Below are 26,279 nucleotides of genomic sequence, written 5' to 3'. Positions count from 1 at the left end.
GTCCGCGCCTGTTTCTGCGGCTGCGGCATTAGTGCTCGGGATGTCCCTGCTCCTCGGCGCCTGCGGCGCTGCTCCGCCCACCAGTACTGCGCCGTCCGAAAGGATCGTCTCCGAGGCGTCCGCCGGCCGGCCGGTCGTGCCGCTGACGGTGGCGGCGGCGTCGCCGAAGCCGACTCCGAACGCCGCGGCGAAACGGTCCCGACCGGCGGTCGACTGCAAGAAGCTGAAGTGCATCGCGCTCACCTACGACGACGGGCCGAACCCGCGGACGACGGGCAAGCTGATCAAGATCCTGAAGAAGCACAAGGTGAGGGCGACGTTCTTCCAGCTCGGCCAGCTCGCCCGGCGGCATCCGAAGCTGGTCCGGAAGATCCACCGGGCCGGGTCCGAGGTGGCGAACCATTCGTGGGACCACGACTCGCTGAACCGCAAGTCGGTCAAGGGTGCGTACCGGGATCTCAAGCGGGCCTCGGCCGCGATCGAGAAGGGCTGCCGCTGCCGGGTGCGGCTGATGCGTCCGCCGTACGGCGCGACGGACCGGGGCGTGACCAAGGCGGCCAGGAAGGCCGGCCTGGCCGAGATCCTGTGGGACGTCGACACGCTCGACTGGTCCAGCCGCAATGCGCGCAAGATCAAACGCAAGGTGCTGCGCGGCGCGGCCAGGAACCGGATCGTGCTCATGCACGACATCCACCGGTCCACGATCGCCGCCCAGGAAGGCATCATCAGGGGACTGAAGAAGCGCGGCTACACGCTGGTCACGGTGAGCGAGTTGCTCGGCAAGCCCAAGCCCGGCAAGCGATACCCGAAGTCCTGGCGATGATCAACTGAGCCGTTCGGCGGCCTCCAGCCACTCCAGCTCCAGCGCGTCCCGCTCGGCGGTCAGGCCGTCCAGGTCGCGCTGCAGCTCGGCCAGCCGCTGGTAGTCGGCCGCCGCCCCGGCCATCTGATCATGAAGCCTGCCGATGGCGGTCTCGGCCCGTTGCAGCCGCTGCTCGATCCGGGCCAGGTCCTTCTTGGTCTGCCGTTCCTCGGCCGCCGAGAGCTTCGGTGCCGCGGTCTCGGCCGGCTCCGGCTCCGGAGTGCTCGTGGCCGCCGGGGCGTTGCGGCGATGATCAAGGTACTGGTCGATCCCGCCGGGCAGCAGGACGCAGCGGCCGTCACCCATCAGCGCGTACGTCACGTCGCAGACCCGCTCCAGGAAATAGCGATCATGGGTGACCACGATCAGCGTGCCCGGCCAGCGGTCGAGATAGTCCTCGATCACCGTCAGGGTGTCGATGTCGAGATCGTTGGTCGGCTCGTCGAGCAGCAGCACGTTCGGCTCGTCGAGCAGGATCCGGAGGAACTGCAGCCGCCGGCGCTCGCCGCCGGACAGGTCGCCGACCCGGGCCATCAGCTTGTCGCCGGTGAAGCCGAAGTCCTCCAGCAGCGAGGTCGCGCTGACCTCACGGCCGCTGGCCAGCTGGGTGAGATTTGCGCTGACCGAGTCCCGGACCCGGTCGTCCTCGGGCAGTTCGCCGACCGTCTGGCTGAGCTGGCCGAGCTGGACGGTCCGGCCGCGCTTGATCGTCCCCGCGTCCGGTTCCCGTTCGCCGGCGAGCAGCCGCAGCAGGGTGGTCTTGCCGGCACCGTTGACGCCGATCAGGCCGATCCGCATCCCGGGCCCGATCGACCAGTCCAGGTTCTTGATCAACTCCCGGTCGCCGACCCGGAGCGTGATCCGGTGCAGGTCGAACACGTCCTTGCCCAGCCGGCTGGTCGCCAGCCGGCTCAGCTCGACCGTGTCCCTGGGCGGCGGCTCGTCCTCGATCAGGGCGGTCGCGGCTTCGGTACGGAACCTCGGCTTCGAGGTCCGAGCCGGTGCGCCGCGGCGTAGCCAGGCCAGCTCCTTGCGCAGCAGATTGGCCCGCCGGGACTCGATCTGGGCGGTCTGCCGGGCTCGTTCGGCCCGGGCCAGCACATAGGCCGCATAGCCGCCGTCGTAGCCGTCGACGATTCCGTCGTGCACCTCCCAGATCCGGGTGCAGATCGCGTCCAGGAACCAGCGGTCGTGGCTCACTACGAGCATCGCGGTGCGGCCCTGTTGCAGCGCGCGGAGATGCTCGGCCAGCCAGGCGACCGCCTCGACGTCGAGATGGTTGGTCGGCTCGTCCAGGACCAGCAGGTCGTGCCCGGCCAGCATCAGCCGGACCAGGGCGGTCCGGCGCCGTTCGCCGCCGCTCAGTGTCGCGATCCGGGCGTCCAGATCGACGTCGCCGAGCAGGTGCTGCACGATCGACCGGGTGGTCGAGTCGGCCGCCCAGACATGATCATCGGCACCGCCCACGATCACGGTCCGTACGGTCTCGTCGGGCGCGAAGTCGTCGGTCTGGTGCAGATAGCCGACTGAGGCGCCGCCGGACCGGGTGACCCGGCCGCTGTCCGGTTCCAGGGCCCCGGTGAGGATCCGCAGCAGGGTGGACTTGCCGTCGCCGTTGCGACCGACGACGCCGATCACGTCGCCGCGGTCCAGGCCGAGGCTCACCTCGTCGAGCAGGGTCCGGGTGCCGAAGGCGATGCTGATCCGCTCGGCGTTGACGAGATTGGCCACCCGGTTTCAGCGCTCCCCGGCCGTGACCAGGCCGCTCTCGTACGCGACGACGACGAGTTGCGCGCGATCCCGGACGCCGAGCTTGCTGAGCAGCCGGCTGACGTACGTCCGCGCGGTGGCCGGGCTGATGAACAGCACGGCGCCGACCTCGTCGTTGGACCGGCCGCGGCCGACCTCGGCCAGCACCTCGCGCTCCCGATCGGTGAGGTCCGCGACCAGTTCCGGCCGCGCCTTCGGTGACCGCGCCCGGGCGATCTCGGCCAGCACCTTGCCGGTCACCGACGGCGCCAGCAGCGCCGATCCGGTGGCCACCAGGTGCACCGAGCGGCGCAGTTCGTCGGGCTCGACGTCCTTGAGCAGGAAGCCGGCGGCGCCGGCCCGGATCGCACCGAGCACGTGTTCGTCCTCGTCGAAGGTGGTCAAGATCACCACCTGGGTGCCGTTCAGCTCCGGGTCGGCCGTGATCATGGTGGTCGCCTCGATGCCATCCAGCACCGGCATCCTGATGTCCATCAGCGCGACGTCCGGCCGGGTCCGCCGGAGCAGCGCGATGCCGTCCTTGCCGTTGCTCGCCTCGCCGACGATCGAGATGTCGGGATCCCTGTCCAGCAAGGAGATCAGCCCGGTCCGGACCATGGCCTGGTCGTCCACGACGGCGACGGTGATCATGGTCCCTCCTCGTCCAGGGGCAGCGATGCGGAAACGGTGGTGCCGGCGGACTCGGATCGTACACCGACGGTGCCGCCGAGGGCCGAGGCCCGTTCGGCCATCCCGCGGATTCCCTGCCCCGCCCGGAAATCCCGCCCGGCTTGGGATCCGCCGGCTCCGACGCCGTCGTCGCTCACCTCGATCCGCAGCACCGGCCCGTCGGTGTGGACGTCGATGGTGACGTGCCGGGCCTGGGCGTGCTTGATCACGTTGGTGGTCGCCTCCTGGACGATCCGGTACGCCACCGCGGACACGCCGCCGGGCAGCTCCGGCGCCGAGATCCTTTGCGTGACGTCGATCCCGGCCTCGCGCAGCGTTGCGGCGATCCGGTCCAGCTCGGCCAGGGTGGCCTCCGGCGCCGTCGGTACCGGCTCGTCGGTCCGCCGCAACACCTTCACCGTGCCGCGCAGCTGCCGCAGCGCTTCGGTCGCGGCCTGGCGGACGTTGTGCAGTGACCCGCGGGCGGCCTCGGGGTCGTCGGTGACCGCCTCCTCGGCGGAGGCCGCGTGCAGGGCGATCACCGACAGGCTGTGGCCGAGGTCGTCGTGCAGTTCCCGGGACAGCGCGAGCCGTTCGTCGGCCCGCTCCCGTTCGGCCTGGGCCCGGGCTTCGCGCTCCCGGAGTTCACCGAGTCGGCGCAACTCGCGGCGCGATCTCGTACCGTCGCCGAGCGCGATCGCCGCTGCCATCAGCGCCGCGGTGGACAACAGCTCGAGACCGAACAGCTCGACCGGGTTGCGGCCGTCGCGGAGCTGGAACACGATCGACAAGATGATCATGGCCAGCCCGGTCAGTGCGGCAGCCAGCGAGAGATCCTTCTCGGCCGCGGAATAGAGCGCGGCGGCCATCGGCAGCGCGAGCCCGATGGCCGGATAGTCCAGCGTGTAATAGACGCACATGCCCAGCGCGGTGATGATCAAGACCGGCAGCGGGAAGCGGCGGCGGAACATCAGCAGCGCGCCGAAGAAGACCGCGAACAGATAGGCGCCGACGGTCGGGCCGGTGGGACTGGTCAGATTCGTGGCCACGCCGATCGCGATGACGATCACGACCGCGGCCCCGAGCAGGGCATCCAGGACCGGCGCGGGCACCTCGGCGGCGCCGCGACGGACGGCATCCCCGGGCGCGTTCACGGGGCGAGTCTAAACGGAACGACCCTGCCGGCTGCGGTACGTGAGCAGGCCCTCGACGCCGCGCAGGAAGGTCTCGCCGATCGGCCGGGGATCGCTCAGGCAGCCGGCCGCCATGGCGCCGTCGCGGAGCATGACGAAATGCCGGGCGGCGGGCTCGGGGTCGATCTTCCCGATCCCGGAGAAGAGTTCGATCATCGTGGTCAGGAACCACTCGCGGTGCCGCAGCACGGCCCGATGGACCGGATGATCCGGCTCGGGATACTCGGCGGCGGCGTTGAGGAACGCGCAGCCGCGGAACCCGGGCCGCCGCAGATCGTCGGCGATCGACCGGGCGACGGTCCGGATCAGGTCGGCGGGCTTGGCCTGATCGGCTCGGGCCGCCTCCAAGCGGGCGCGGATCGCCTCGTCGGCACCGTTGAGATAGGCGACGAGGAGGTCGTCCTTGCTGCGGAAATGCCGGTAGAGCGTGGCTCGGGTGACCTGCGCCTCGGCGATGACCCGGTCGACCCCGACGGCGTGCAGCCCTTCGGCGTAGAAGAGTTCGGTCGCCGTGTTCAGCAGCCGAGTCCGTGCCTCCGACATCCGGTCGCCCCTCTCGGTCGCGGTCGGTCCGAGGCTAGCAGAAAGAACGATCGGTCTTGACAGAGTCGTCGGGTCAAGACAAGCTCGGGTGTACCGATCGTTCTGTCTCTCTCAAAGGAATCTCGATGTCCAGCTCACCCGAAACCGTCGCCGGTCGGGACTCCGACACCGTCGCCGGATCCGCCCGGCCGCTGCGCAACCTGTACTACCTCCGCTTCGGCTTCGCCGTCGTCTGGGCGCTCCTCGTGCTGGCGTTCGCCCGGACGATCAACCCGGCCGTGGTCGTCCTGCTGGTGAGCTATCCGCTGTTCGACGTCGTCGCGGCCATGATCGACTTCCGTTCCTCGGGCGCGGTGCGGCCCAGGGTCCCGCTCTACCTGAACATGGCGCTGAGCCTGCTCACCGCCGCCGGCCTGGCGGTCGCCGTCACCGCCGGAATTCCTGCCGTGCTTCGGATCTGGGGCATCTGGGCGATCACCGCCGGCATCGTCCAGGTGATCGTCGCGATCCGTCGCTACCGGCTCGGCGGGCAGTGGGCGATGATCCTCAGCGGCTCGATCTCCGTACTGGCCGGCACCAGCTTCCTCCTGATGGCCGGCGGACCGAACGCGTCGCTCACGACCGTGGCAGGCTACGCGACCCTCGGCGGGGTCTTCTTCCTGATTTCCGCGATCCGGCTGCATCGGGTGGCGGCCCGCGGTCGGTGAGAAGCCGATACGACCGTGGTCTTGGATTGCGCGGCGGCCGTCCGGCCCCGGTCTGCGGGTCGGCGATCCCGGTTCCCTGGGCCGGGACGCCCGCAGAGACTGAGGCCGTGGACCTTCAACCGATTCATGACGGCGGCGCCGGGCTGACCAAACGCGTCGGTGACCGGGAACGCTCCGATGTCTGCGATGAACTCGCCGCGCATTTCGCCGCGGGCCGGCTGACCGGCGAGGAACTGGACGATCGGCTGGCCCGTGCGATGCGGGCGCAGACCGTCGTCGATCTGATCGAGCTGGTCTCCGATCTGCCGCGTCGGGTCCCGACGACGCCGGCACCGGCTCCGGGCCCGCAGCCCGGCCCCATTCCGGTCGACCGGACCCTGGCCTGGAACGGCTTCGACATCATCTGCCTGCTGCTGCTCATCGGCGGGCTGATGGTGTCGGGACTGCTGCTCCTGGTGGCCGGGGCCTGGGAGCCGGCCGCCTTCGTGGCGGCGCTGGTCGGGGGCACCGCGGCGGCGGTCGGCGGGGCCGCCGCGATGCACCTCGGCCACCGGGCGATGGCCCGGCACGACCACCGGGTCGCGTCTCGGCGCTGACCCTTCCGGCCCGGCGGGCCGGCGAACGGGGGAGGCCGATTCGCGGACTGTCGGTCCGACTTGTCACGATGTCCGCGTGAACAACGAGGCGGGTCTGCCGCAGACGCGGGGACGAGGCAGACTGGCGGCCTTGATCATCAGCCAGGTGCTGGCCGGCGTCGGCGTCGCCAGCGGCATCGCGGTCGGCGGGCTGCTGGCCGAGCGATTGTCCGGAACGGTCGCCCTGGCGGGCTTCGCGCAGACCTCGTCGGTGCTCGGCGCCGGCCTGTGGGCGATCCCACTGGCTCGGCTGGCCGGCCGCCGCGGCCGCCGCTGGGGCCTGGCCGCCGGCTATCTGCTGGCGCTGGTCGGGACCGGGCTGGTCTTCCTCGCCGCGGCCGTCCAATTCGTACCCCTGCTCTTCGTCGGTACGGCAGCGTTCGGCGCCGCCACCGCCGCCGGGCTGCAGGCGCGATTCGCCGCCGCGGAGGTGGTCGGCGTCCGCTACCGGGCCCGCGCGCTCTCGGTCGTGATGTGGGCGACCACGCTCGGCTCGGTGGCCGGGCCCAATCTGTCCGAGGTCGGCAGCCGGCTCGGCCGGTCCCTCGGGATCGAGCCGCTGACGGGACCGTACCTCTTCTCCTTGATCGCGTTCGCCGGCGCCGCGATGGTGCTCTCGGTCGGCCTGGCCGGCCGCGGCACCACCGAAGTCGATCATGATCCGAGCCGTCTGGTGCAGCGGCCGACCGGTCTGGTCCGGGCCATCCGGACCGGCTTGCAGGATCCGCGGACCAGGCTGGCGATCATCGCCGTGATCTGTTCCCACACGATCATGGTCGGCGTGATGGTGATGACGCCGCTGCACATGACCCATCACGGGATGACCCTCGACCTGGTCGGCCTGGTGCTCAGCATCCACATCTTCGGCATGTACGGGGCGAGCCCGATCATGGGCTGGCTGACCGATCGGCTCGGCGGTGCCGCTGTGATCGGGATCGGGGTGATCATCTTCGCCGGGGCGCTGGTGCTCGGCGGGTTCGCCGACACGACGACCGGGCCGGTCATTTCGCTGGCGCTCGGCCTGCTCGGGCTCGGCTGGTCGGCCGGCATGATCGGCGGCTCCTCGCTGCTCGCGGAGTCCGTGTCGGATCAGAACCGGGTCTCCCTGCAGGGCGGTACGGACGCGCTGATGAACCTGGCGGCGGCCGGCTCGTCTGCGCTGTCCGGGCTGGTGATGGGCCTGGCCGGCTTCCCGGCCCTCAATCTGATCGCCGCCGTGGTGGCGGTACCGATGGCGGTGCTGGCACTGCGCGGGATGCTCGCCCGCCGGGCGGCGACGGGCGCCTGACACCTCGGTCCATGATCGCGTTGCCTCAGGCCATGGCCCGCCGGAGGCCGTACCTCCTAGCGTTGATCATGAATTGATCACGAGCCCAGGGGAGGGTTCATGTCGTACGCCAGCACGGTCCCGATCGACGGCGAGACGCCGGCGCCGTATCCGGAGGATCTGTATCGGTTCGATCAGCCGGGCCGGATCGCAGAGAGTGTTGATCAACTGTCCGACGCCGACTTCGCCCAGTTCGAGGAACTCGGCTATCTGGCGGTACGGCAGCTGCTGACGCCCGACGAGGTGGCCGGCGTGCTCGACGCGATGGCCGCGGTCCTGGTCCGGCCGGGCGAGGCGATGATCCAGTACGAGGCCTGGGCCGCCGACCGGGTCGAGGCCGCGTCGGGCGACGAGCGGATGGATCTGGTCCGGAAGTTCATGTGGTTCGTCCAGGAGGACGAGCGGCTGACCGCACTGGCGAGGAACGAACGGATCCTGTCCGTCGTCCGGCGGCTCTGCGGCACCGAGGACATCACGATGATGCAGGACATGGCGCTGCTCAAGCCGCCCGGCGGCGGCCGGGAGAAGCCGTGGCACCAGGACAACGCGTTCTTCGCCCTCGAGCCCGGCACCCCGATCGTCGGCGTCTGGCTGGCCCTGGACCCGGCGACGCCCGAGAACGGCTGCATGCACGTCATGCCCGGCACTCATCGCGAGGGCCCGGTGGTCCACTTCCGCCGCCGCGACTGGCAACTCTGCGACGACGACGTCGACCGCGGCCGCGACACCATGATCCCGCTCCCACCCGGCGGCGCCCTGTTCTTCCATGGCCTGCTGCAGCACGGAACCCCGGCCAACCGGACCGACCAGCGCCGCCGAGCCGTCCAGCTGCACTACATCCCCGCCGGCACCCCCCAGATCCCCGACCAGCGCCGCCTGGACATCTTCGGCAGCGAAGGCAAGAACGTCACCTGCTAACCCCTTCTGCCGACCAGTCACCAAAGCGGCCGTTTTGACGGCGTGTCGCTGCGGAAGTGACTTGTCGGCGCGGAGTTGGGAACTGGACTCCCGCCCGTACGTCGTCGCCGCTCGCCCGCGGATCGGTCACGCCGCCGAACCCTCACCGAGCTCGCGTGCGCCCCGAACTGGCGCTCTCCGCCGCAGCTGTCACCCGCAGTTGCGGCGTGGGTCGACCAGGTCGGTCGGGTGGTCGGTTGACGAGCGGCGTGGGAATGCCTCGGGGCGGCGGTCGCGAGGTGTGGGCTTCGCGGGATGGCGACGGACGGGAAGAGCGGCGGGTGACCGCGGGCCGGGGCTCGGGATTGCTGGCGCGGTGTTGGGTCGTCCGGTCGACGGCGACTCCTGACTCCGTGGCCCCCGCGTCCTTGCCGCTGCCCATCGCCGCCCTCGGGAGGATCCCACACCCCACATCCGTCTCACCGGACCGCGCCCCGCCCGGGTCGGAACCGGTCGGGTTGTCGACAACCGACACAGCCGGCCGCGGGCAACGATCGGGGGGCTCTCCCGCCCGAGCCGCCATCGAGGGCGCCTCCTGCGTCGAGTGGGAGGTTCCGGACCTTCGAAATCGATTTCAGGTGGTCGTAACGTCACACTCGATGAGTCGGATTGCGCCGGGTCGGCGGGGGCTTCGGTCCGGGTTCTCGTCGCGGGTCGGTTGGTGGTCGGGTTGCGCTTGGGTAGGTCGGCAGTCGACGCTCCCCTGCCAAGTCAGCCGACCTCAAGCGTGCCGCCCCGGTTGTCGACGCGCGACTCCTGCAGCGACGTGCCGCCCGGTTGTCGACGTGACGTGCCGCCCCTTCGGCATGTCCCGCCGGGCGCCAGCTGCTTGGTGCAAAGGCCGGTTGTCAGGGTTATCCTGACATGATGACGGTGCGGCGGCGAGGGCGGGTTGAAGCGCAGGTGGAGCGGCGGTGCTCGTTCTGCGGGAAGAGCGACGCGGAGGTGGATCGGCTGGTGGCGGGGCCGGGGGCTTACATCTGCAATGACTGTGTCGGGCTCGCGGAACAGTTGCTGGCGAAGGAGGGAGTGGCATCGTTCATCTCGGTGGACGAGTCGTCCGACGAGGAGTTGTTGGTACGGATGGCGCGGCTCGACGCGTCGCGGGAGCAGGTCGAGCGGGCGGTTCGTGATCATGTCCGGGCCTTGCGGAAACGGAAGATCAGCTGGGAGCGGATCGGGCGGGCGCTCGGGGTGAGCCGGCAGACCGCTTGGGAACGGTTCGCGGACGAGCGCTGATCGTGCGTGATCTTGGAACGTCCGCCTGGCGGGAGCCGGCGTTCCGCAGGTTCTGGGTGGGGCAGTCGCTGTCGTACGTCGGTGATCAGGTCTCGGCGGTCGCGCTTCCGCTGGTCGCCGTGGTCGTGCTTGAGGCGACCGCCACCCAGCTGGGAGTTCTGACCGGGCTGGCGAAGCTGCCGGTCGTCGTGTTCGGCCTGCTGATCGGCGTCTGGGTCGACCGGGTCCGACGGCGGCGGCTGATGATCATGGCCGATCTGGCCCGGGCCGCGTTGCTGTTGACGATCCCGCTGGCGGTCGCGGCCGGCGTGGCGAGCATGCCGCTGCTCATCGTGGTCGCCGTGCTGGTCGCGTCGTTCGCGGTGATCGGCCAGGTCGCCGGGTCGGCGTTCCTGCGCAGTGTGCTGCCGTCCGGACGGTTGGTCGATGGCAACGCGCGGCTGACTCAGTCCGCTGCGCTGGCCAGGATCTGCGGGCCCGGGCTGGCCGGGGTGCTGGTGCAGGCGGTCACGGCGCCGGTGGCGATCTTGGTTGACGTGATCAGTTACCTGGCGTCGGCGACGGCGCTCGCGACGGCTCGGGTCGAGGAGTCATCGATCCCGCCGCCGGTCGGTCGTCACCTCGGCCGTGAGCTCCGAGAGGGAATCGCGGTGATCCTGCGCGACCCGCTGCTGCGGGCCAGTGCCGCCGCGGGGGCGACGTACAACGGCTGCCTCAGCGCGATCCTCGCGGTGGAGGTGCTCTACCTGTCCCGGGATCTCGGGCTGCCGCCGGTGGCGATCGGGTTGGTGCTGGCCGCGATCGGGCCGGGTGCACTGCTCGGTTCGGCGCTGGCGGCCCGGATCGCCCGCCGGTACGGGATCGGGCCGACCATGATCATCGGTTTCGCGGTCGCCGGCGCGGCCAATCTGGTGCTGCCGCTGGCCTTCGGGCCGCAGCCGGTCATGATCGGGATGATCATGGTCGCGTCATTCGGCAGTGGCCTCGGACAGCCGCTCTACAACGTCAATCAGTCCGCCCTGCGTCAGGCGATCGTCCGCCCCGAACTCCAGGGCCGGGCGACCGCGACGCTGTCGGTTCTGGTCGGCTGTGCGGCTCCGCTCGGCGCGCTGCTCGGCGGGCTGATCGCCACCGCGACCGGTACCAGGACGTTGTTGATCATGGCCGCCTTGGGCACCGTGCTGGCCGGTCTGTGGCTGGTCTGCTCGCCGGTCCGACGGCTGATCGACCTCCCGGCCCTTCGACAGGCTCAGGGCTCGTAGTGGGTGGGCTCAGGGCTCGTGTGGGTGGGCTCGGGGCTCGTCGTCAGCGGCCGCGCATCGCCTGACGGACGCCGCGGACCTGACGCGGGTTCGTCGGCATCGGGCCCTTCGGCACCGCGATCTTCGGCCGCACCGCGTCCAGTGCGCGGAGGCGCTGCTTGATGTCGGTGATCTGGTGCGGCTGCAGCGTCTTGGGGAGCTTGCGGATGTGGTCGGTCAGCTTGTCCAGCGGGACCTGACCGTCCTTGTCGCCCATCTGGATGGTGATCACCTCGACGCCGTACGCGACTCGCTCGTGCTTCTTCACCTCGCTGGCCAGCAGCGCCTTCAGCCGGCCCGGCTCGCCCTCGCCGATCAGCACCAGGCCGCCCGGGCCGAGGGTGCGGTGTACGACGTCGAGCTGCTTGTTGGCGGCGACGGCCGGCTCGGAGACCCACTTCTTCGGCAGCATCTGCAGGGCCACCTCGGCCGATCCGGCCTGGCCGGCGTACCGCTTGTAGGTGGCGCGCTTGGCCCGCTGGACCAGGACGATCATGGCCGCCAGCAGGCCGACCATCAGCCCGAGGATGCCCAGATAGATCGGCTGCCCGATCAGGAAGCCGATCACCAGGCAGACGACGATGCCGCCGACGAACGCGCCGCCGAGCAGGAAGGGCAGCGGCTTGTCGTACTCGTGCGTGAGCTGGTACGCGCGGCGGATCTGCCGGATCCGGCCCATGTCGGCCGGGTCGGTGCTGTTCTTGCGGCGTTCCTTCTCGGCCCGCTCGGCGGCCTTCGCCTTCTCCTTGGCCTCCTTGGCCGCGGCCCGCGCGCTCTTCGCGTCAGCCATCACCCTTCACCCACATTCTTTCCATGATCATCTTCGCCGCGCTCAATGCGCCGCTCGGCGGTCCATCGCCTGACGGTACAGCCTTCCGGCCCGGTACGACGAACGGACCAACGGCCCGCTCATCACGCCGGCATAGCCGAGCTGCTCGGCCTCGGCCTGCAACTCGATGAACTCCTCCGGCTTCACCCAGCGCTCGACCGGATGATGCCGCGGGCTCGGCCGCAGGTACTGCGTGATCGTGATGATCTCCGCGCCGGCGTCGTGCAGGTCGCGCAGCGCCTCCGACACCTCGGCCCGGGTCTCGCCCATCCCCAGGATCAGGTTCGACTTGGTGACCAGCCCCGCCTCGCGGGACCAGCGCAGCACGTCCAGCGACCTCTCGTACCGGAAACCGGGCCGGATCCGCTTGAAGATCCGCGGCACCGTCTCGACGTTGTGCGCGAACACCTCCGGCCGGGTGGCGAAGAGCTGCCCCAGGTAGTCCCGGTTGCCGGAGAAGTCGGGCGCCAGCATCTCCACCCCGACGCCGGGGTTGAGCTCGTGGATCTTGCGGATCGTCTCGGCGTAGAGCCAGGCGCCTTCGTCCGGCAGGTCGTCCCGGCAGACGCCGGTCACGGTGGCGTAGCGCAGGCCCATCTTCTGCACCGACTCGGCCACCCGCAGCGGCTCGGCGGCGTCGAAGTCGGCCGGCTTGCCGGTGTCGATCTGGCAGAAGTCGCAGCGCCGGGTGCACTGGTCGCCGCCGATCAGGAACGTCGCCTCGCGGTCCTCCCAGCACTCGAAGATGTTGGGGCAGCCGGCCTCCTGGCAGACCGTGTGCAGGTCCTCCCGCTTGACCAGCTGGCGCAGCTCGGAATACTCCGGGCCCATCCTCGCGGTGGTCTTGATCCACGGCGGTTTGCGTTCGATCGGCACCGCCGCGTTGCGAACCTCGAGCCGCAGCATCTTCCGTCCCTCGGGTGCGATCGTCACCCTGACGATCCTACTCGGCGAGTTGTTGGACACCGCGGGCGAGGCTGATCGCCCAGGCCGCGGCGCCGAGCAGGATCCACAGTCCCCAGGCCGGTCCGCCGGTGTTCGCCTCGGTCAGGATGAACCGGTCGGATCGGGGATGTTCGACGCCCAGCCAGTCGCCGGCCAGCAGCAGCCCGAGCGCACCGAGGATCAGAATGCCGGCGAGTACGTACTGCAGCAGCGGGAGCCGGCCCGGATGCCACTGACCGCCGAGCAGCAGTAGCGCCACCACTCCCGTGCCGAGCAGCGCCAGCACGACCACCGCCGCCACGACCAGGAAGAAGCCGCGCTCCGCACCCAGGTTCTCGGGATCGCTCACCCGGGCCATCGCGTTGAAGAGGCCGGGCGCCGTCAGCGGCTCCGGTTCGTCGTCGACGGTCCGAGTCACCGGCACCAGCAGGCCCGTGATCACCAGGCCGAGCTGGACCAGGACCAGGCTGCGCAACACGATCCGGGTGAGCTCGAAGCGGCGCTCGTCCAGCGCCAGGTGATCGCCCATCGGTGGGTCAGCCGTTGCCGACCGCGAGCCCGTACTGGACCTTCGAGCCGGACGGCAGATCCGGCGCCATGGTGTACGGCTCGAACGCGAGCAACTCCTGCAGCTGGGTGACCGCCACCGCGGCGACCTCGACCAGGCTCGGCGGGTACGGCAGCTCGGCGGCCATCGAGGTGACGCCGGCGTCGGCGATGCCGCACGGAATGATCTTGTCGTATGCGCTCAGGTCGGGGCTCACGTTCAGCGCGAAGCCGTGCATCGTGACGCCGCCGGCGACCCGGACCCCGATCGCGCCGAGCTTGCGTTCCGGCCGGCCGTCGCCAGCAGCGAGCCAGGCCCCGGACCGGCCGGGCACCCGGCCCGCGGTCAGCCCGAACTCGGCGACCGTACGGATCAGCGCCTCCTCGAGCCGGCGAACGTAGTCGACCACCTTGATCGCCTCGGGCAGCTTGACGATCGGATAGCCGACCAGCTGACCCGGCCCGTGCCAGGTGATCTTGCCGCCGCGGTCGACGTCGATCACCGGCGTGCCGTCGGTCGGCCGCTCGATCGGCTCGGTGCGCTTGCCGGCCGTGTAGACCGACGCGTGCTCCAGCAGCAGCAACGTGTCCGGGAGTCCCCCGTTCTCGACCTGCTGGCGGACCTCCTGTTGGGCCAACCACGCCTCGGAGTAGTCGATCAGCGTCGAACCGAGCCCCAGCAGGCGTACGTCGAGCGTCATGCGAACCACCCTACGCCGAGCGCCGGACCAGCACGACGGCGGCGGCGAACACCCAGAGCAGTGTCGCGGCACCGGTCACGACCGCGGCGACGCGCCAGGCCTCCGGGTCGTCGCGGGGAAGTTCGGGCGGCCCGACGAAGTAGTTCCCGCCGCCGACGGGCTGGGCGTCGAACGTGCAGCTGGTGAAGATCTCCTGACCTCCGCCCGGGCCGGGGACCGTCGTCCGCCAGAGCGGCCGCCAGCGCGAGCCGAGGTGGTCCTGGCTGGGCGCCGAGGCGGGCACCCGCTCGAGCGGGACGTCGTAGACCCACCGCATCCGGCAGGAGGTCGGAACCGGGCCTACCTCGGCGCCGTAGATGATCAACTCGGTGCCGTCGGACTCGGCCACCGTGACCCGCAGTTCGCCGTGCTCGACGTCGGGGTGGTCGACGATGTGCAGGAAGTTCAGCGGCGGGACCCGGTCGGCTCTGACCAGCATCAGCAAGGTCGCGGCGCAGCCGACCAGGGCGACGGCCACGGCGATCGCGGTGGCGCGCCGGGGCAGGGTGGCCATCGTTCAGCGGGCGAGCGCGAGGCGCAGGGTCGTCTCGATGTCCGGGCCGGCGAAGGTGAACCCTTCGGCGAGCAGCCGGGCCGGGACGACGTTCATGTCGCCGAGCAGTTGTTCGGCCAGCTCGCCCATGCCGCGGCGGAGCAGTGGCGCCGGGACCGCGAGCACCCGGGGCCGGTTGAGCAGCCGGGCCAGCGCGTCGGTGAACTCGGCGCTGGTGGTGGGTTCCGGGATGGTGAGGTTGTACGGGCCGCGCGCGCTCGGTGTGGCGACCGCCCACTCGACCGCGCGCAGGTAGTCGGTCAGGCTGATCATCGGGGTCCGCTGCCGACCGTCGCCGAGCCGGGCGCCCAGTCCGAACGACCAGGGGATCCGGGCCAGGCCGAGCAGTCCGCCGGACCGGTCCAGGACCGGGCTGGTCCGCAGGATCACGGTCCGGATGCCCGCGTCCGCCGCCGGTTTCGCGGCCTCCTCCCAGGCCTGGATCAGCCGGGACAGGAAGTCGGTGCCGGGCGGGCTGTCCTCGGTCGCCGCCGGGTCGCCGATGTCGGTCCCGTACCCGGAAATCCCGCTGGCCTGCAGGTAGACCGCCGGCTTCCGGTCCAGCCGGGCCAGCGCCTGGCTGAGGGTACGACCGGGATCGACCCGCGACGACTGGAGCAGCCGGCGCCGACCGGCGGTCCAGGGCCGGTCGGCGATCCCGACGCCGCACAGGTTGATCACGACGTCGACGCCGACGAACGCGCGTTCGTCGATCGTGCCGGCCGCCGGGTGCCAGCGGAACTCGGTGCCGGCGATCGGGTCGGTCCGGACCAGCCGGACCACCTCGTGCCCCTGCTCGGCCAGCCGGACCCGCAGCGCGGTGCCGAGGAATCCGGAGGCCCCGGCGAGCAGGTATTTCATCGCCTGGGTCAGAGCCCGAACTCCGAGCCGAAGTCGCCCTCTTCCAGCCGCTCCTTGAGGGTGACCAGGAACCGGGCCGCGTCGGCGCCGTCGACGATCCGATGGTCGTACGACAGCGAGAGGTACATCATGTCGCGGACCGCGATCGTCTCGCCGAGCACCTTGTCGGTCAGCACCACCGGCCGCTTCACCAGCGCGCCGGTGCCGAGGATGGCGACCTGCGGCTGGTTCACGATCGGGGTGTCGATCAGGGCGCCGCGGCTGCCGGTGTTGGTTACGGTGAACGTACCGCCGGCGATGTCGTCCGGGCTCAGCTTGTTGCTGCGGGTCCGGTCGGCCAGGTCGGCGATCTTCTTGGCCAGCCCGGTGATGCTGAGGTCGCCGGCGCTCTTGATCACCGGGACCACCAGGCCCTTGTCGGTGTCGACCGCGATCGACACGTTCTCCGTCGCCGGGTAGGTGACCGTCTCGGCCTCGGTGTCGAGCGTCGCGTTGAGCTTCGGGTGGATCTTCAGCGCGTCGACGGTGGCCTTGATCAGGAACGGCAGGTACGACAGCTTGACGCCCTCGCGAGCCAGGAAGTCGTTCTTCACCTTGGCCCGGAGTCGCGAGATGACCGTCAGGTCCACCTCGACGACCGTGGTCAGCTGGGCCGACGTCTGCAGCGACTCGACCATCCGCTTGGCGATGATCTTGCGCAGCCGGCTCATCTTCTCGGTGGTGCCGCGGAGCGAGCTCGGCTGGACCGGAGCGGCAGCCGGAGCCTGGGCCGCCGGAGCGGCTGCTGCCGGAGCCTCGGCGGCGGGCTGGGCGGCGGCGGACTTCGCGGCTTCGGCGGCGGCGAGGACGTCCTGCTTGCGGATCCGGCCGCCGACACCGGTGCCGGTGATCGAGCCGAGGTCGACCTGGTGTTCCGCGGCCAGCTTGCGGACCAGCGGGGTCACGTAGCCGGGGCCGTCGCCGGTGGTTTCGCTCGTCGGAGCCGGGGCGGCCGGCGGCGAGGCGACCGGAGCCTGGGCGGCGGGAGCCTGGGCTGCTGGCGCGGGGGCCGAGGCGACGGCCGGCTCGGGCTGCGGCGCGGGGGCCGGGGCTTCGGCGGCGGGCTCGGGCGCGGCGGCCGGTTCCGGCTTGGGCTCCGGCTTCGGTTCGGACTTGGGCTCGGCTGCCGGAGCGGCCGGAGCGGATTCGGCTGCCGGGGCTGCGTCGGCGGAGCCGATCACGCCGAGCACGGCGCCGACCTCGACGGTCTCGTCCTCCTTGACCCGGATCTCGAGCAGCGTGCCCGCGGTCGGGGACGGAATCTCGGTGTCGACCTTGTCGGTGGAGACCTCGAGCAGGGCCTCGTCGGCCGCGACGGAGTCGCCGACCTGCTTCAGCCAGCGGCTGACCGTACCCTCCGTGACGCTCTCGCCGAGCGCCGGCAGCGTCACCTCGGTGCCCTCACCAGCCGGGGCCGGCTGGGCGCCGCCCGTCGGCTGCTCCGGTTGATCATCCTCGGCCTGCGGCTGCTGCGCCTGCTCGGCCTGCGGCTGCTGGGCGGAGGTATCGGTCTGCTCGGCCTGCGGCTGGCTCGGCTGCTCCGCCTGCGGCTGCGCGGGCTGCTGCTGTGCGGGCTGCTGCTGTGCGGGCTGCTCGGCGGGCTGCTCAGCCGGGGCTTCGGCGGCGGGCGACTGCTGGTCGCCGCCGGAATCGCCACCGGGCTGCTCGCCGGCTTCACCGATCACCGCGAGTACGGCACCGACCTCGACGGTCTCGTCCTCGGCGGCCTTGATCTCCAGCAGCACACCGGCCGCCGGTGAGGGGATCTCGGTGTCGACCTTGTCGGTGGAGACCTCGAGCAACGGTTCGTCCGCCGCGACGGTGTCACCGACCTGCTTCAGCCAACGGGTGACCGTCCCCTCGGTGACGCTCTCGCCCAACGCCGGGAGGGTTACAGAAGTCGACATGATGGATTGAGACTCCTTCAGTACGGTGCTCGGTTCGGGGATCAGCCTAACGCCAGGCGACGCGGGCCGTGCCGTCGGCCGGAACCGGCGCTCATCCGGCCGTTCCGACGCCGACCTCTCGGGTCAGCCGTGGACGTGCAGCGGCTTGCCGGCCAGGGCGAGATGGGCCTCGCCGAGGGCCTCGGACTGGGTCGGGTGGGCATGGATGGCGCCGGCGACGTCCTCCGGGTACGCCTCCCAGGTGGTGATCAACTGCGCCTCGCCGATCAGCTCGCCGACCCGCGAGCCGAGCAGGTGCACACCGACGATCGGCCCGTCCGGCGCGCGGACCAGCTTGACCAGGCCGGCGGTCCGCAGGATCTGGGAGCGGCCGTTACCGGCCAGGTCGTAGCTGATCGTGACCGCGTCGCCGTACTCGGCCCGGGCGGCCTCCTCGCCGAGCCCGACCGAGGCCACCTCCGGGTCGCAGTACGTGATCCGCGGGATGTCCCGGTCCCGGACCGGCACCGGCGCACGATCCAGCTTGCCCTCGGCGACGGCGATCTCCTCGGCGACGAAGATGCCGTGCGCGAAACCGCGGTGAGCCAGCTGCAGGCCGGCCACCAGGTCGCCGACCGCGTACGTCCTCGGCGTGCTGGCCGCCAGCCGCTCCGAGGTGACGACGAATCCGCGCTCCAGCTCGACGCCGGCCTCCTCGTAGCCGAGCCCGGCGGACCGGGGCCCGCGGCCGACGGCGACCAGCAACAGTTCCGCCTCGACGGCCCGGCCGGTGCTCAGGGTGACCCGCACCCCGTGCTCGCCGGCGTCGACGTCGGCGACCGGCGCACCGGTCAAGGCGGTGATCTTGCGGCGCCGGAACGCGCGCTCCAGACCGGCCGACAACTCCGGCTCCTCGTTCGGCAGCAGCCGTGGCAGGGCCTCGACCACGGTGACCTCGGTGCCGAACGAGCGCCAGGCGGACGCGTACTCGACGCCGATCACGCCGCCGCCGAGCACGATCGCGGACTCCGGCAGCTGCTCCAGTCGCAGCGCGTGATCACTGGTGATCACCCGGCGGCCGTCGATCTCGAGGCCGGGCAGGCTGCGCGCCTCCGAGCCGGACGCGAGCACCAGATGCGTCCCGGTGATCACCTGGTCGCCGACCTGGACCCGCGGCGGTGCGTCCGGCCCGTCGGCGGGCAGCAGAGTCCCGGTGCCGGAGATCACGGTGATGTCGCGGGATCTGATCAAGCCGGCCAGCCCCTTGTAGAGGCGAGCCACGGTGGCGTCGGCGTAGGACCGGACGCCGGCGAGGTCGACGCGTTCGAGGATCGTGTGCACCCCGAACTCGGCGCCGTGCCGGGCGGCCTCGGCGATCTCGGCCGCGTGCAGGATCGCCTTGGTCGGAATGCAGCCGCGGTGCAGACAGGTGCCGCCGACCTGGTCCTTTTCGATCATGGCCACCGACAGGCCCAGCTGCGCGGCCCGCAGTGCGGTGGCGTACCCGCCGCTGCCGGCACCCAACACCACGACGTCATAGTTCGCCATGGGGATCATCCTGACATCCGTCAGAACAGGTTGGAGACCTGGCCGATCGGGCTGTCGCTGAGCGAGGTGGACCAGATGTCCGGCTCGCCGTCCGGGTCCTGTCGGACCAGTACGGTCGCGACGCCGATCAAGATCAACAACAGCAGGCCGGCCAGCCAGATCAACGGCACCCGGCCGCCCTTGGTCTTGGTCACGGTGCGTTGCTTCGGGATCGGCCGCTCCGCGTCGAAGGTGGTCCGTCCGGACCAGGACGTACCGTCCCAGTAACGGAGGCGTCGCGGTGTGCCGCTCGGGTCGGGATACCAGCCGGGATCTGCCATGGCCCGGCCAACGCTATCGGTCGTCGGGCGCAACCCGCCGCCGTGTCGGACCCGCGTCGGTCCCGTGCCTGATCAGCCGCGTTCGATCAGCCGGGACAAGACGATGATCGACTCGGTCCGCTCCACCGTGTCGTCCTCGCGGATCCGTTCCAGCGCCCGCTCCAGATGCTGTACGTCACGGGCCCGTACCCGCAGGATCGCGTCGGCCCCGCCGGTGATCGTGCTCGCGCTGACGATCTCCGGGATCGGCTCCCAGATCCGCAGCAGGTTCTCCGGCGAGATGGTGCCCTTGCAGTAGACCTGGACGTACGCCTCCGTACCCCAGCCCAGCGCCGCCGGGTCGATCATCGCGGTGAACCCGGCGATGGTGCCGTCGGCGACCAGCCGGTCCACCCGCCGCTTCACCGCCGGCGCCGAGAGGCCGACCTCGGCACCGATCTCGGCGAACGTCGCCCGGGCATTGCCGGCCAGCCGGTGAATGATCTGCTCGTCCAGTCCGTCCATGGCCCTACCGTACGGCAGTCGCGCAACGGATTGTCATTTCCAGTGATTTCGCGCAATGAACTGGTGATCATCGGGCAACAGATGTGGATTGCTTGCAGGTGCTGCCGAATCTAGCTTTGGCTCATGACCGACCTGACCCTGGCGCCGCGCCAGGCGCCGGAGCGCCGGGCCCGGCTCCGGCGCTACCTGATGACGCCGCCGGAGCACTTCGCGGTGAGCTACGCCATCAACCCGTGGATGGATCCCGCGGTGCCGGTGGACGTCGGGCGCGCCCTGGCCGAATGGCGCATCCTGCGGGACACGTACCGCCGGCTCGGGCACCGGGTGGACGAGCTGCCGGCGCCGGCCGGGCTGCCCGACGCCGTCTACGCGGCGAACGGGGCCCTGGTCACGCCGCGGGTCACGGTCGGCGCCCGGTTCGCCTACCCGCAGCGAGCCGCCGAGGCCGAGGTCTACGCCGACTGGCTGGACCGGGCCGGGCTCGGACCGGTCGCACGGCCGACCGAGATCAACGAGGGCGAGGGTGATCTGCTGCTGGCCGGCTCGGTGATCTTGGCCGGCACCGGCTTCCGGACCACCCGGGCCGCGCACGCGGAGGTCGCCCGGCTGACCGGGCTCGAGGTGATCACCCTGGAACTGGTCGACCCGCGCTTCTACCACCTCGACACCGCGCTCGCCGTGCTGGACGACGACGCGATCGCCTATCTGCCGTCGGCGTTCAGCCCGGCCAGCCGGGCCGAGCTGGAGCGTCGCTATCCGGACGCCGTGATCGCCGCCGAGGCCGACGCCGCCGTGCTCGGCCTCAATCTGGTGTCCGACGGCCGGAACGTGATCATGGCCGCGGCGGCCGTCGGCCTCGCCCGTGATCTTGAACTGCGCGGCTACGTCCCGGTTCCGGTCGCGATGCCCGAACTACTCAAGGGTGGCGGCGGGATCAAGTGCTGCACGCTCGAAATCCGCCGCGACACCGACCCTGAAGGAATGGTTCCATGATCACTGTGACCGACGGAGCAGGCCTGATTGAGCAGGAGCAGCGCCACCTCGCGCACAACTACCATCCGCTGCCGGTGGTGATCAGCTCCGCCGACGGTGCCTGGGTCACCGACGTGGACGGGCGGCGCTACCTGGACTGCCTGGCCGCCTACTCGGCCGTCAATTTCGGCCACCGGCATCCGGTGATCATCGACGCCGCGGTACGCCAGCTCGGCCGGGTCACCTTGACCTCGCGGGCGTTCCACACCGACCAGCTCGGCCCGTTCGCCGACCGGCTGGCTGCCCTGTGCCGCAAGGAGATGGTGCTGCCGATGAACACCGGCGCCGAGGCGGTGGAGTCCGGGATCAAGGTGGCCCGCAAGTGGGGTCACGACGTCCGCGGCATCGCCGAACCGGAGATCATCGTCGCCGGCGGCAACTTCCACGGCCGGACGATCACGGTGATCAGCTTCTCCGACGATCCGGAGGCCCGGACCGGCTTCGGTCCGTACACGCCGGGCTTCACGGTCGTCCCGTACGGCGACGCGGACGCGGTCGCCGCCGCGATCACCGAACGCACCGTGGCGATCTTGGTCGAGCCGATCCAGGGCGAGGCGGGCGTGATCATTCCGCCGGCCGACTATCTGCCCCGGCTGCGCGAGCTGTGCGACCGGAACCGGATGCTGTTGATCTGCGACGAGATCCAGTCCGGGCTGGGCCGGACCGGTGCGACGTTCGCCAGTGATCATGTCGGCGTGGTGCCCGATCTCTACCTGCTCGGCAAGGCGCTCGGCGGCGGGGTGGTCCCGGTGTCGGCCGTGGTCGGCGACGCCGAGGTGCTCGGCGTGCTGCAGCCCGGCCAGCACGGCTCGACGTTCGGCGGCAACCCGCTGGCCGCGGCCGTCGGCTCGGCCGTGGTCGGGCTGCTGGAGACCGGCGAGTTCCAGCAGCGGGCCGCCGAGCTCGGCGTACGGCTTCATGATCGACTGCGTGCGCTGATCGGCTCCGGGGTGACCGCGGTCCGGTGCGCCGGACTCTGGGCCGGGATCGACATCGACCCCGCGATCGGGACCGGGCGGCAGCTCGGCGAACGGCTGCTGGCCCGCGGGGTGCTGGTCAAGGACACCCACGGCTCGACGATCCGGATCGCGCCGCCGCTGGTGATCACCGAGGCCGAGCTCGACTTCGCGGTTGATCAATTGGCCGGTGCCCTCGCGGAGTAGCCGGTCACGAGTGTCGCGCGTCCCTAGTTCCTTAACAGTTGGCGACGCCCAGGCACGCACCTCGCGGCGTTCTCCTCAGTCGATATATGACCCGATATGTCTTCCTCGTCGGCCTGGCGATGCACGCACCTGGACGCCGCCACCTGTCAAGGAACTAGGGACGCACGACACTAGGCTGGCCGTCGTGAGTACGCCAGCGATGATCATGCAAGCCCTGCTCCGGTCCGACGGTGCCCGGCCGCGGGTCACCTACTACGACGAGACGCTGGGCGAGCGGATCGAGTTGTCCGCGATCGCGCTGGACAACTGGGTCGCCAAGGCCGCGAACCTGCTGACCGAGGAGTACGACGCCGGACCGGGCACCGTGCTCACGCTGCGGCTGCCGGACCGACACTGGCGCACGCTCTACTGGGCGCTGGCGATCTGGTCGGTCGGCGCCACAGTGGACCTGACCGGAGCCGGCGAGGCCGAGGCCGTGATCAGCACCGACCCGGAGGACCTCGCCGACGGCGGCGTCCTGGTCAGCCTGCCGGTGCTGGCCCGCCGTCACCCGGGTCCGGTCCCGGCCGGAGCGTTCGACGAGGCGGCCGAGATCGCCGGCTATCCCGACCTGTTCCTGGCCCCCGCGGCCGCGGCCCCGGATGCCCCGGCGCTGATCAGCGGCGACCAGACGGTCCCGGTCTCCGAGCTGATACCGGCCGCCGAGCCGGGCCGGGTCCTGATCAACGAGTCCGGCGCGGCGTTCCTGCGCCGCAGCCTGGCGGTGCTGGCCGGCGACGGCTCGATCGTGCTGATCAACGGAGCCGATCCGGAGACCCTGGCCCGTCGACTCGCCGAGGAGCGCGTCGACGGAACTTAGGAGGGTGCTTCTCGCCCGGCGCTGGGTCACGCGTTCATAATGGGGCGCATGGGTTGGCTCAGACGTGGCGCCGAACGGTTGCGGCGCGGTGCCCGTTCGGCACGCGACAACCGTGCCGTCGACGACGCGGTCACCCGGCACCTGACCGAGTTCGCCCGGACCCGGCGCGGCGTCGAAGCCTTCGTCGAACCGCAGACCTCCGTCACCCAGACCTCACTCCTGCTGGTCGCGTACGACGGCGAATGGACCCGCCGCACGATCCCGTCGCCGCAATGGGGCCACGCGTTCGCCGAGCACCTCGAGATTCCGGGCTATGACGCGGCCGTCGTCGGCTACCCGCAGCGGATGCGGGACTACAACAGCCGGATGAAGAAGCGCCCGCCCAGCTGACCGCCCGGCCGGTCGGGTCAGGGCCGGCCGACGTACTCCGTGACGTCGGTATAGACGCCGACGATCGACTTCAGGTACGGGTCCGAGGTGACCGTGAAGTACCGGTCCGGGGTGAAGGCGACGCTGGACGGGTTGGCCTGGTCGAAGGTGGGCGCGCCGTGGATCGCGGCGTCGTAGATCAGGATCTCCTTCTCGTCGCCGATCCCGCGCTCGGGGTGGCGCAGGATCCGGCCCAGGGTCGGCCGGCCGGTGTTGATCTTGCGGGACGGATCGCCGTAGGTGAACAGGATGGAGCCGCCCGGCAGGCTCAGCTGGTGGTGCGACGACGCCGGGAATCCGCTGTCGACGGGCGTGCTCCAGCTGCGGCCGCCGTCGTCGGACCAGGACAGGTAGGCGATGTTCCGCGAGGTGCGCAGGATCGACAGCAGCGTGCCGTCGCGCAGGATCGACAGGTTGGGTTCCTGGTAGTCCAGGCCGGCGGTCTGCCCGATGAACGCTTCCCCCTCCTTCGGCCAGGTCAGGCCGCCGTCGGTGGACCGGACGACGGTCGCGGGTCCGCTGCCGCCCTCGGGCAGCCTGCCGTACAGGGGCACCAGCAGGTCGCCGTCCGGCAGTTCGAGGATGGGCCCGTGGGTCGCTGCGTGGCCGGCGTAGTAGGCGCCGACGATCACCTTCGACGGTCCGGACATCGCGGTGCCGACCTGGACCGGTTCGCTCCAGGTGGCGCCGCCGTCGGTGGACCGGACGACGAACGTCCCGACCAGGGTGGCCGGGTTGCGGGGATAGCCGGTCCAGTCGGTCCGGAAGAAGTTCATCAGGATCGTGCCGTCGCGCAGCTGCACCAGCTTCGGGTCGCGGTCGTCGATCGCGGTGTCGACGGCGACCCTTGGCGTGGACCAGGTGCGGCCGTCGTCCGAACTCTCCACCACCAGGATCCGGCCGTCCTGGGCGATGTGGCTGACCGAGTCCCGATAGCCGACCAACAGCCGGCCGTCGGCGAGTTTGATCATGTCGGGGAAGAACGCCATCCGGCCGGACGGCGCGGACGCGACGATGACCGGGTCGGTCCGGGTCCCGGTCCCCGAGGCGGTGCTCGGCTGGGCCTGGGCGGCGCGGGTGCCGAGGGCCACGGTGGTGGCGCCGACGGCGATGGAGGTCAGCAGGGTACGGCGGGGCAACGGCATCTCTGGCTCCCTCGAGGCTGGCCGGATCCGCGGAAACACGGCCGGCGTGCGATGCCACCATGACACCTGGCACGCCGTTCCATGTCAACGAACTGGCGCGGACCGGCTCAACCTGCGGCCGGCCGTACGGTCAGTCCTGCATCGCCTCCGCCAGCGCGATCAAGGTCCGGACCGCCACGCCGGTGCCGCCGGCCGGCGTGTAACCGTACGGCTCGCCGCTGTTGAACGACGGGCCGGCGATGTCCAGGTGGGCCCAGCTGACTCCCTCGGCGACGAACTCGCGGAGGAACGCGGCGGCGGTCAGCGCGCCGCCGGCCCGGTCGGTGGCGGTCGAGCGCAGGTCGGCCACCTTCGAGTCGAGCTTGGCCCGGAACTCGGCCGGGATCGGCAACTGCCAGAAGGATTCGCCGGCCGCCTCGGCGGCATCCAGCACCCGGTCCGCGGTCTCGTCGTCGGTGGCCATCAGGCCGCTGGTCCGGTTGCCCAGCGCGACGACGCAGGCGCCGGTCAGGGTGGCCACGTCGACGATCAGGTCCGGCTTGTCCTCGCCGGCCCGGACCAGCGCATCGGCCATCACGAGGCGGCCCTCGGCGTCGGTGTTGCCGTTCTCGACCGTCTTGCCGCCGTACATCGTGAGCACGTCGGACGGCCGGTACGACGTGTCCGAGGGCAGGTTCTCGGCCAGCGCGGCGTACGCGGTGACGGTGACGCGCAGGCCGAGCCGCGCGATCGCGGAGACGGCGGCGAGCACGGCGGCGGCGCCGGCCATGTCCGACTTCATCGTGTACATGCTGTCGCCCGGCTTCAGGTTCAGACCGCCGGAGTCGAACGTGATGCCCTTGCCGACCAGGGCCAGGTGGGCCTTGGCGCCGCGCGGCGTGTAGCCGTACCGGACCAGCCGGGGCGGCCGGGACGACCCGCCGCCGACGGCCATGATCCCGCCGTAGCCGCCCTTCTGCAGCGCCTTGTCGTCGAGCACCTCGACGGTCACCCGGGCATCCCGGACCAGGGCCCGGGCGTCCTCGGCCAGGCTGTCCGGATAGAGCAGGTTGGGCGGCAGGTTGACCCACTCCCGGGCCTGCGCAACGGCCGCGGCGATCGTCCGGGCCCGGTCCAGCAGCGGCCCGGTGCCGGTGAGCTTGGCGTCGTTGATCACCGTCAGTTGATCGATCTGGGCCGTCGCGACCTTGCTCGAGATCGGCTGGTAGCGGTAGCTGCCGAGCAGTGCGCCCTCGGCGATCGCCTGCAACGTCTCGGGATCCTCGGCCGGCAGCGCCAGCGCGATTGACAGCGACGCCTCCTCGGCCAGCCCACCCGCCTGCCGGACCGCGGCGCCGGCGAGCTTGCGCAACCCCTCGGGCGTCGGGTCGCTGTCGCCGAGACCGATGATCAGCAACCGCGGGCCGTCACCGGCGGCGGGCAGGATCGCGGTCTTGCCCTCGTCCGACTTGGCGCCGACGGAGCGGGCGAGATCGGTCACCGAGACGCCGTACCGCTTCGTCTGGGCCCGCTCGATCGCTTCCGGTACGGCGATCGCGCCCGCTCCGCCCAGCCCGACGATCAGCACGTCGCAGCTTCGGGGCAGGGTCTTGGCCAGGTCGATCGACGGCAGGGTGGGGGCGGGCAAGGTGAATCCTTTCGTCGGCAGGAGAACTGCTCGCCTCAGGTTACCGTCGGGGCCGGATCCGCTGGGCCGGT

General features: G+C 71.0%; 27 protein-coding genes and 1 pseudogene. 12 read left to right on the top strand and 16 right to left on the bottom strand.

Features of this window, described 5'->3' with window-relative positions; translation table 11 throughout:
• Positions 1 to 40: 40 nt before the first annotated feature.
• The gene (locus tag BKA15_RS11040) at positions 41 to 823 is read left to right on the top strand and encodes a polysaccharide deacetylase family protein (RefSeq protein WP_179750721.1); all 783 of its coding nucleotides are present in this window, start codon (positions 41 to 43) and stop codon (positions 821 to 823) included.
• Here the strand turns inward: BKA15_RS11040 and BKA15_RS11035 are convergent, their stop codons facing one another.
• From BKA15_RS11035 to BKA15_RS11020, 4 genes are read right to left on the bottom strand one after another with little or no spacing between them, the layout of a single operon-like run.
• The gene (locus BKA15_RS11035) at positions 824 to 2,593 is read right to left on the bottom strand and encodes an ABC-F family ATP-binding cassette domain-containing protein (protein ID WP_179750719.1); all 1,770 of its coding nucleotides are present in this window, start codon (positions 2,591 to 2,593) and stop codon (positions 824 to 826) included.
• Positions 2,594 to 2,599: 6 nt separating this feature from the next.
• A complete protein-coding gene (locus BKA15_RS11030) occupies positions 2,600 to 3,262 on the bottom strand; it encodes a response regulator (protein WP_179750717.1) in 663 nt (220 codons plus the stop codon).
• Positions 3,259 to 4,434 carry a histidine kinase gene (locus BKA15_RS36825; RefSeq protein WP_179750715.1) on the bottom strand — a complete coding sequence of 392 codons (1,176 nt, stop codon included), beginning with the start codon at positions 4,432 to 4,434 and terminating at the stop codon, positions 3,259 to 3,261. The genes BKA15_RS11030 and BKA15_RS36825 overlap by 4 nt, the downstream gene beginning before the upstream one ends.
• A gap of 9 nt (positions 4,435 to 4,443) precedes the next feature.
• Complete coding sequence (locus BKA15_RS11020; protein WP_179750713.1) at positions 4,444 to 5,016, bottom strand: TetR/AcrR family transcriptional regulator; 573 nt, start codon at positions 5,014 to 5,016, stop codon at positions 4,444 to 4,446.
• A 125-nt stretch (positions 5,017 to 5,141) separates the two neighbouring features.
• On the opposite strand from BKA15_RS11020, the gene BKA15_RS11015 reads away from it, so the two are divergent.
• The 7 genes and pseudogenes from BKA15_RS11015 to BKA15_RS10990 all read left to right on the top strand — a co-directional run bounded on the left by BKA15_RS11015 (position 5,142) and on the right by BKA15_RS10990 (position 11,143).
• Positions 5,142 to 5,723 (top strand): hypothetical protein, encoded by a 582-nt coding sequence (locus tag BKA15_RS11015; RefSeq protein ID WP_179750711.1) that lies wholly within the window; start codon positions 5,142 to 5,144, stop codon positions 5,721 to 5,723.
• A gap of 107 nt (positions 5,724 to 5,830) precedes the next feature.
• On the top strand, positions 5,831 to 6,319 hold the full coding sequence (locus tag BKA15_RS11010; protein ID WP_179750709.1) for a DUF1707 SHOCT-like domain-containing protein: 489 nt from the start codon (positions 5,831 to 5,833) through the stop codon (positions 6,317 to 6,319).
• Positions 6,320 to 6,449: 130 nt separating this feature from the next.
• A complete protein-coding gene (locus tag BKA15_RS11005) occupies positions 6,450 to 7,646 on the top strand; it encodes an MFS transporter (protein WP_179750707.1) in 1,197 nt (398 codons plus the stop codon).
• 99 nt (positions 7,647 to 7,745) lie between these two features.
• Entirely contained in the window at positions 7,746 to 8,603 is an 858-nt protein-coding gene (locus BKA15_RS11000) for a phytanoyl-CoA dioxygenase family protein (RefSeq protein WP_179750705.1), read from the top strand.
• 903 nt (positions 8,604 to 9,506) lie between these two features.
• Positions 9,507 to 9,650, top strand: a pseudogene (locus BKA15_RS37245) (ClpX C4-type zinc finger protein); the annotation flags it as partial.
• A 21-nt stretch (positions 9,651 to 9,671) separates the two neighbouring features.
• A complete protein-coding gene (locus BKA15_RS35460) occupies positions 9,672 to 9,881 on the top strand; it encodes a hypothetical protein (protein WP_246322320.1) in 210 nt (69 codons plus the stop codon).
• Positions 9,882 to 9,883: 2 nt separating this feature from the next.
• The gene (locus BKA15_RS10990; protein ID WP_179750703.1) at positions 9,884 to 11,143 is read left to right on the top strand and encodes an MFS transporter; all 1,260 of its coding nucleotides are present in this window, start codon (positions 9,884 to 9,886) and stop codon (positions 11,141 to 11,143) included.
• Positions 11,144 to 11,186: 43 nt separating this feature from the next.
• Here the strand turns inward: BKA15_RS10990 and BKA15_RS10985 are convergent, their stop codons facing one another.
• From BKA15_RS10985 to BKA15_RS10940, 10 genes are all read right to left on the bottom strand, one after another.
• Positions 11,187 to 11,972 (bottom strand): DUF4191 domain-containing protein, encoded by a 786-nt coding sequence (locus BKA15_RS10985; protein WP_179750701.1) that lies wholly within the window; start codon positions 11,970 to 11,972, stop codon positions 11,187 to 11,189.
• Between the two features lie 42 nt (positions 11,973 to 12,014).
• Positions 12,015 to 12,917: a lipoyl synthase gene (lipA, locus tag BKA15_RS10980; RefSeq protein ID WP_179758384.1), complete on the bottom strand. Its 903-nt coding sequence runs from the start codon at positions 12,915 to 12,917 to the stop codon at positions 12,015 to 12,017.
• 37 nt (positions 12,918 to 12,954) lie between these two features.
• Positions 12,955 to 13,485 (bottom strand): hypothetical protein, encoded by a 531-nt coding sequence (locus tag BKA15_RS10975; protein WP_179750699.1) that lies wholly within the window; start codon positions 13,483 to 13,485, stop codon positions 12,955 to 12,957.
• A gap of 7 nt (positions 13,486 to 13,492) precedes the next feature.
• Positions 13,493 to 14,203, bottom strand: coding sequence for a lipoyl(octanoyl) transferase LipB (gene lipB, locus BKA15_RS10970; protein ID WP_179750697.1), 711 nt, complete (start codon positions 14,201 to 14,203; stop codon positions 13,493 to 13,495).
• Positions 14,204 to 14,213: 10 nt separating this feature from the next.
• The gene (locus BKA15_RS10965; RefSeq protein ID WP_179750695.1) at positions 14,214 to 14,756 is read right to left on the bottom strand and encodes a hypothetical protein; all 543 of its coding nucleotides are present in this window, start codon (positions 14,754 to 14,756) and stop codon (positions 14,214 to 14,216) included.
• Positions 14,757 to 14,759: 3 nt separating this feature from the next.
• The gene (locus tag BKA15_RS10960) at positions 14,760 to 15,656 is read right to left on the bottom strand and encodes a TIGR01777 family oxidoreductase (protein ID WP_179750693.1); all 897 of its coding nucleotides are present in this window, start codon (positions 15,654 to 15,656) and stop codon (positions 14,760 to 14,762) included.
• An 8-nt stretch (positions 15,657 to 15,664) separates the two neighbouring features.
• Positions 15,665 to 17,602 (bottom strand): 2-oxoglutarate dehydrogenase, E2 component, dihydrolipoamide succinyltransferase, encoded by a 1,938-nt coding sequence (gene sucB / locus BKA15_RS10955; protein ID WP_179750691.1) that lies wholly within the window; start codon positions 17,600 to 17,602, stop codon positions 15,665 to 15,667.
• 123 nt (positions 17,603 to 17,725) lie between these two features.
• Entirely contained in the window at positions 17,726 to 19,129 is a 1,404-nt protein-coding gene (gene lpdA, locus BKA15_RS10950; RefSeq protein ID WP_179750689.1) for a dihydrolipoyl dehydrogenase, read from the bottom strand.
• Positions 19,130 to 19,149: 20 nt separating this feature from the next.
• Positions 19,150 to 19,449 (bottom strand): DUF2510 domain-containing protein, encoded by a 300-nt coding sequence (locus tag BKA15_RS10945; protein ID WP_179750680.1) that lies wholly within the window; start codon positions 19,447 to 19,449, stop codon positions 19,150 to 19,152.
• 72 nt (positions 19,450 to 19,521) lie between these two features.
• The gene (locus BKA15_RS10940) at positions 19,522 to 19,953 is read right to left on the bottom strand and encodes an Lrp/AsnC family transcriptional regulator (protein ID WP_179750678.1); all 432 of its coding nucleotides are present in this window, start codon (positions 19,951 to 19,953) and stop codon (positions 19,522 to 19,524) included.
• 123 nt (positions 19,954 to 20,076) lie between these two features.
• Here BKA15_RS10940 and ddaH point away from each other — a divergent pair, with 123 nt between their 5' ends.
• The 4 genes from ddaH (at position 20,077) to BKA15_RS10920 (ending at position 23,397) form a co-directional block, all read left to right on the top strand.
• The gene (ddaH, locus tag BKA15_RS10935) at positions 20,077 to 20,946 is read left to right on the top strand and encodes a dimethylargininase (protein ID WP_179750676.1); all 870 of its coding nucleotides are present in this window, start codon (positions 20,077 to 20,079) and stop codon (positions 20,944 to 20,946) included.
• Positions 20,943 to 22,148, top strand: a complete 1,206-nt coding sequence (rocD, locus tag BKA15_RS10930; RefSeq protein ID WP_179750674.1) for an ornithine--oxo-acid transaminase — start codon at positions 20,943 to 20,945, stop codon at positions 22,146 to 22,148. The genes ddaH and rocD overlap by 4 nt, the downstream gene beginning before the upstream one ends.
• A gap of 184 nt (positions 22,149 to 22,332) precedes the next feature.
• Complete coding sequence (locus tag BKA15_RS10925) at positions 22,333 to 23,007, top strand: TIGR03089 family protein (protein ID WP_218871204.1); 675 nt, start codon at positions 22,333 to 22,335, stop codon at positions 23,005 to 23,007.
• Between the two features lie 48 nt (positions 23,008 to 23,055).
• A complete protein-coding gene (locus BKA15_RS10920; protein ID WP_179750672.1) occupies positions 23,056 to 23,397 on the top strand; it encodes a hypothetical protein in 342 nt (113 codons plus the stop codon).
• Between the two features lie 17 nt (positions 23,398 to 23,414).
• On the opposite strand, the gene BKA15_RS10915 is transcribed toward BKA15_RS10920, so the two are convergent.
• Entirely contained in the window at positions 23,415 to 24,581 is a 1,167-nt protein-coding gene (locus tag BKA15_RS10915) for a sialidase family protein (protein ID WP_179750670.1), read from the bottom strand.
• A 130-nt stretch (positions 24,582 to 24,711) separates the two neighbouring features.
• Positions 24,712 to 26,208, bottom strand: coding sequence for a leucyl aminopeptidase (locus tag BKA15_RS10910; protein ID WP_246322318.1), 1,497 nt, complete (start codon positions 26,206 to 26,208; stop codon positions 24,712 to 24,714).
• Positions 26,209 to 26,279 lie beyond the last annotated feature (71 nt).

It is taken from the genome of Microlunatus parietis, from assembly GCF_013407955.1.
In the GTDB taxonomy this organism is placed as follows: Bacteria; Actinomycetota; Actinomycetes; order Propionibacteriales; family Propionibacteriaceae; genus Microlunatus; species Microlunatus parietis.
This window is presented reverse-complemented; position numbering and strand designations above follow the sequence as displayed.

Excerpts from the sequence above, each read along its gene's own strand:
- lipB (WP_179750697.1), bottom strand. The coding sequence starts at position 14,203 with ATGACGCTCGACGTACGCCTGCTGGGGCTCGGTTCGACGCTGATCGAC.
- BKA15_RS10975 (WP_179750699.1), bottom strand. The coding sequence starts at position 13,485 with ATGGGCGATCACCTGGCGCTGGACGAGCGCCGCTTCGAGCTCACCCGG.
- BKA15_RS11000 (WP_179750705.1), top strand. The coding sequence starts at position 7,746 with ATGTCGTACGCCAGCACGGTCCCGATCGACGGCGAGACGCCGGCGCCG.
- rocD (WP_179750674.1), top strand. The coding sequence starts at position 20,943 with ATGATCACTGTGACCGACGGAGCAGGCCTGATTGAGCAGGAGCAGCGC.
- BKA15_RS11030 (WP_179750717.1), bottom strand. The coding sequence starts at position 3,262 with ATGATCACCGTCGCCGTCGTGGACGACCAGGCCATGGTCCGGACCGGG.
- BKA15_RS10940 (WP_179750678.1), bottom strand. The coding sequence starts at position 19,953 with ATGGACGGACTGGACGAGCAGATCATTCACCGGCTGGCCGGCAATGCC.
- BKA15_RS10985 (WP_179750701.1), bottom strand. The coding sequence starts at position 11,972 with ATGGCTGACGCGAAGAGCGCGCGGGCCGCGGCCAAGGAGGCCAAGGAG.
- lipA (WP_179758384.1), bottom strand. The coding sequence starts at position 12,917 with ATGCTGCGGCTCGAGGTTCGCAACGCGGCGGTGCCGATCGAACGCAAA.
- BKA15_RS11020 (WP_179750713.1), bottom strand. The coding sequence starts at position 5,016 with ATGTCGGAGGCACGGACTCGGCTGCTGAACACGGCGACCGAACTCTTC.
- BKA15_RS11015 (WP_179750711.1), top strand. The coding sequence starts at position 5,142 with ATGTCCAGCTCACCCGAAACCGTCGCCGGTCGGGACTCCGACACCGTC.
- sucB (WP_179750691.1), bottom strand. The coding sequence starts at position 17,602 with ATGTCGACTTCTGTAACCCTCCCGGCGTTGGGCGAGAGCGTCACCGAG.
- BKA15_RS10915 (WP_179750670.1), bottom strand. The coding sequence starts at position 24,581 with ATGCCGTTGCCCCGCCGTACCCTGCTGACCTCCATCGCCGTCGGCGCC.
- lpdA (WP_179750689.1), bottom strand. The coding sequence starts at position 19,129 with ATGGCGAACTATGACGTCGTGGTGTTGGGTGCCGGCAGCGGCGGGTAC.
- BKA15_RS10965 (WP_179750695.1), bottom strand. The coding sequence starts at position 14,756 with ATGGCCACCCTGCCCCGGCGCGCCACCGCGATCGCCGTGGCCGTCGCC.
- BKA15_RS10960 (WP_179750693.1), bottom strand. The coding sequence starts at position 15,656 with ATGAAATACCTGCTCGCCGGGGCCTCCGGATTCCTCGGCACCGCGCTG.
- ddaH (WP_179750676.1), top strand. The coding sequence starts at position 20,077 with ATGACCGACCTGACCCTGGCGCCGCGCCAGGCGCCGGAGCGCCGGGCC.
- BKA15_RS10920 (WP_179750672.1), top strand. The coding sequence starts at position 23,056 with ATGGGTTGGCTCAGACGTGGCGCCGAACGGTTGCGGCGCGGTGCCCGT.
- BKA15_RS11040 (WP_179750721.1), top strand. The coding sequence starts at position 41 with ATGTCCCTGCTCCTCGGCGCCTGCGGCGCTGCTCCGCCCACCAGTACT.
- BKA15_RS10945 (WP_179750680.1), bottom strand. The coding sequence starts at position 19,449 with ATGGCAGATCCCGGCTGGTATCCCGACCCGAGCGGCACACCGCGACGC.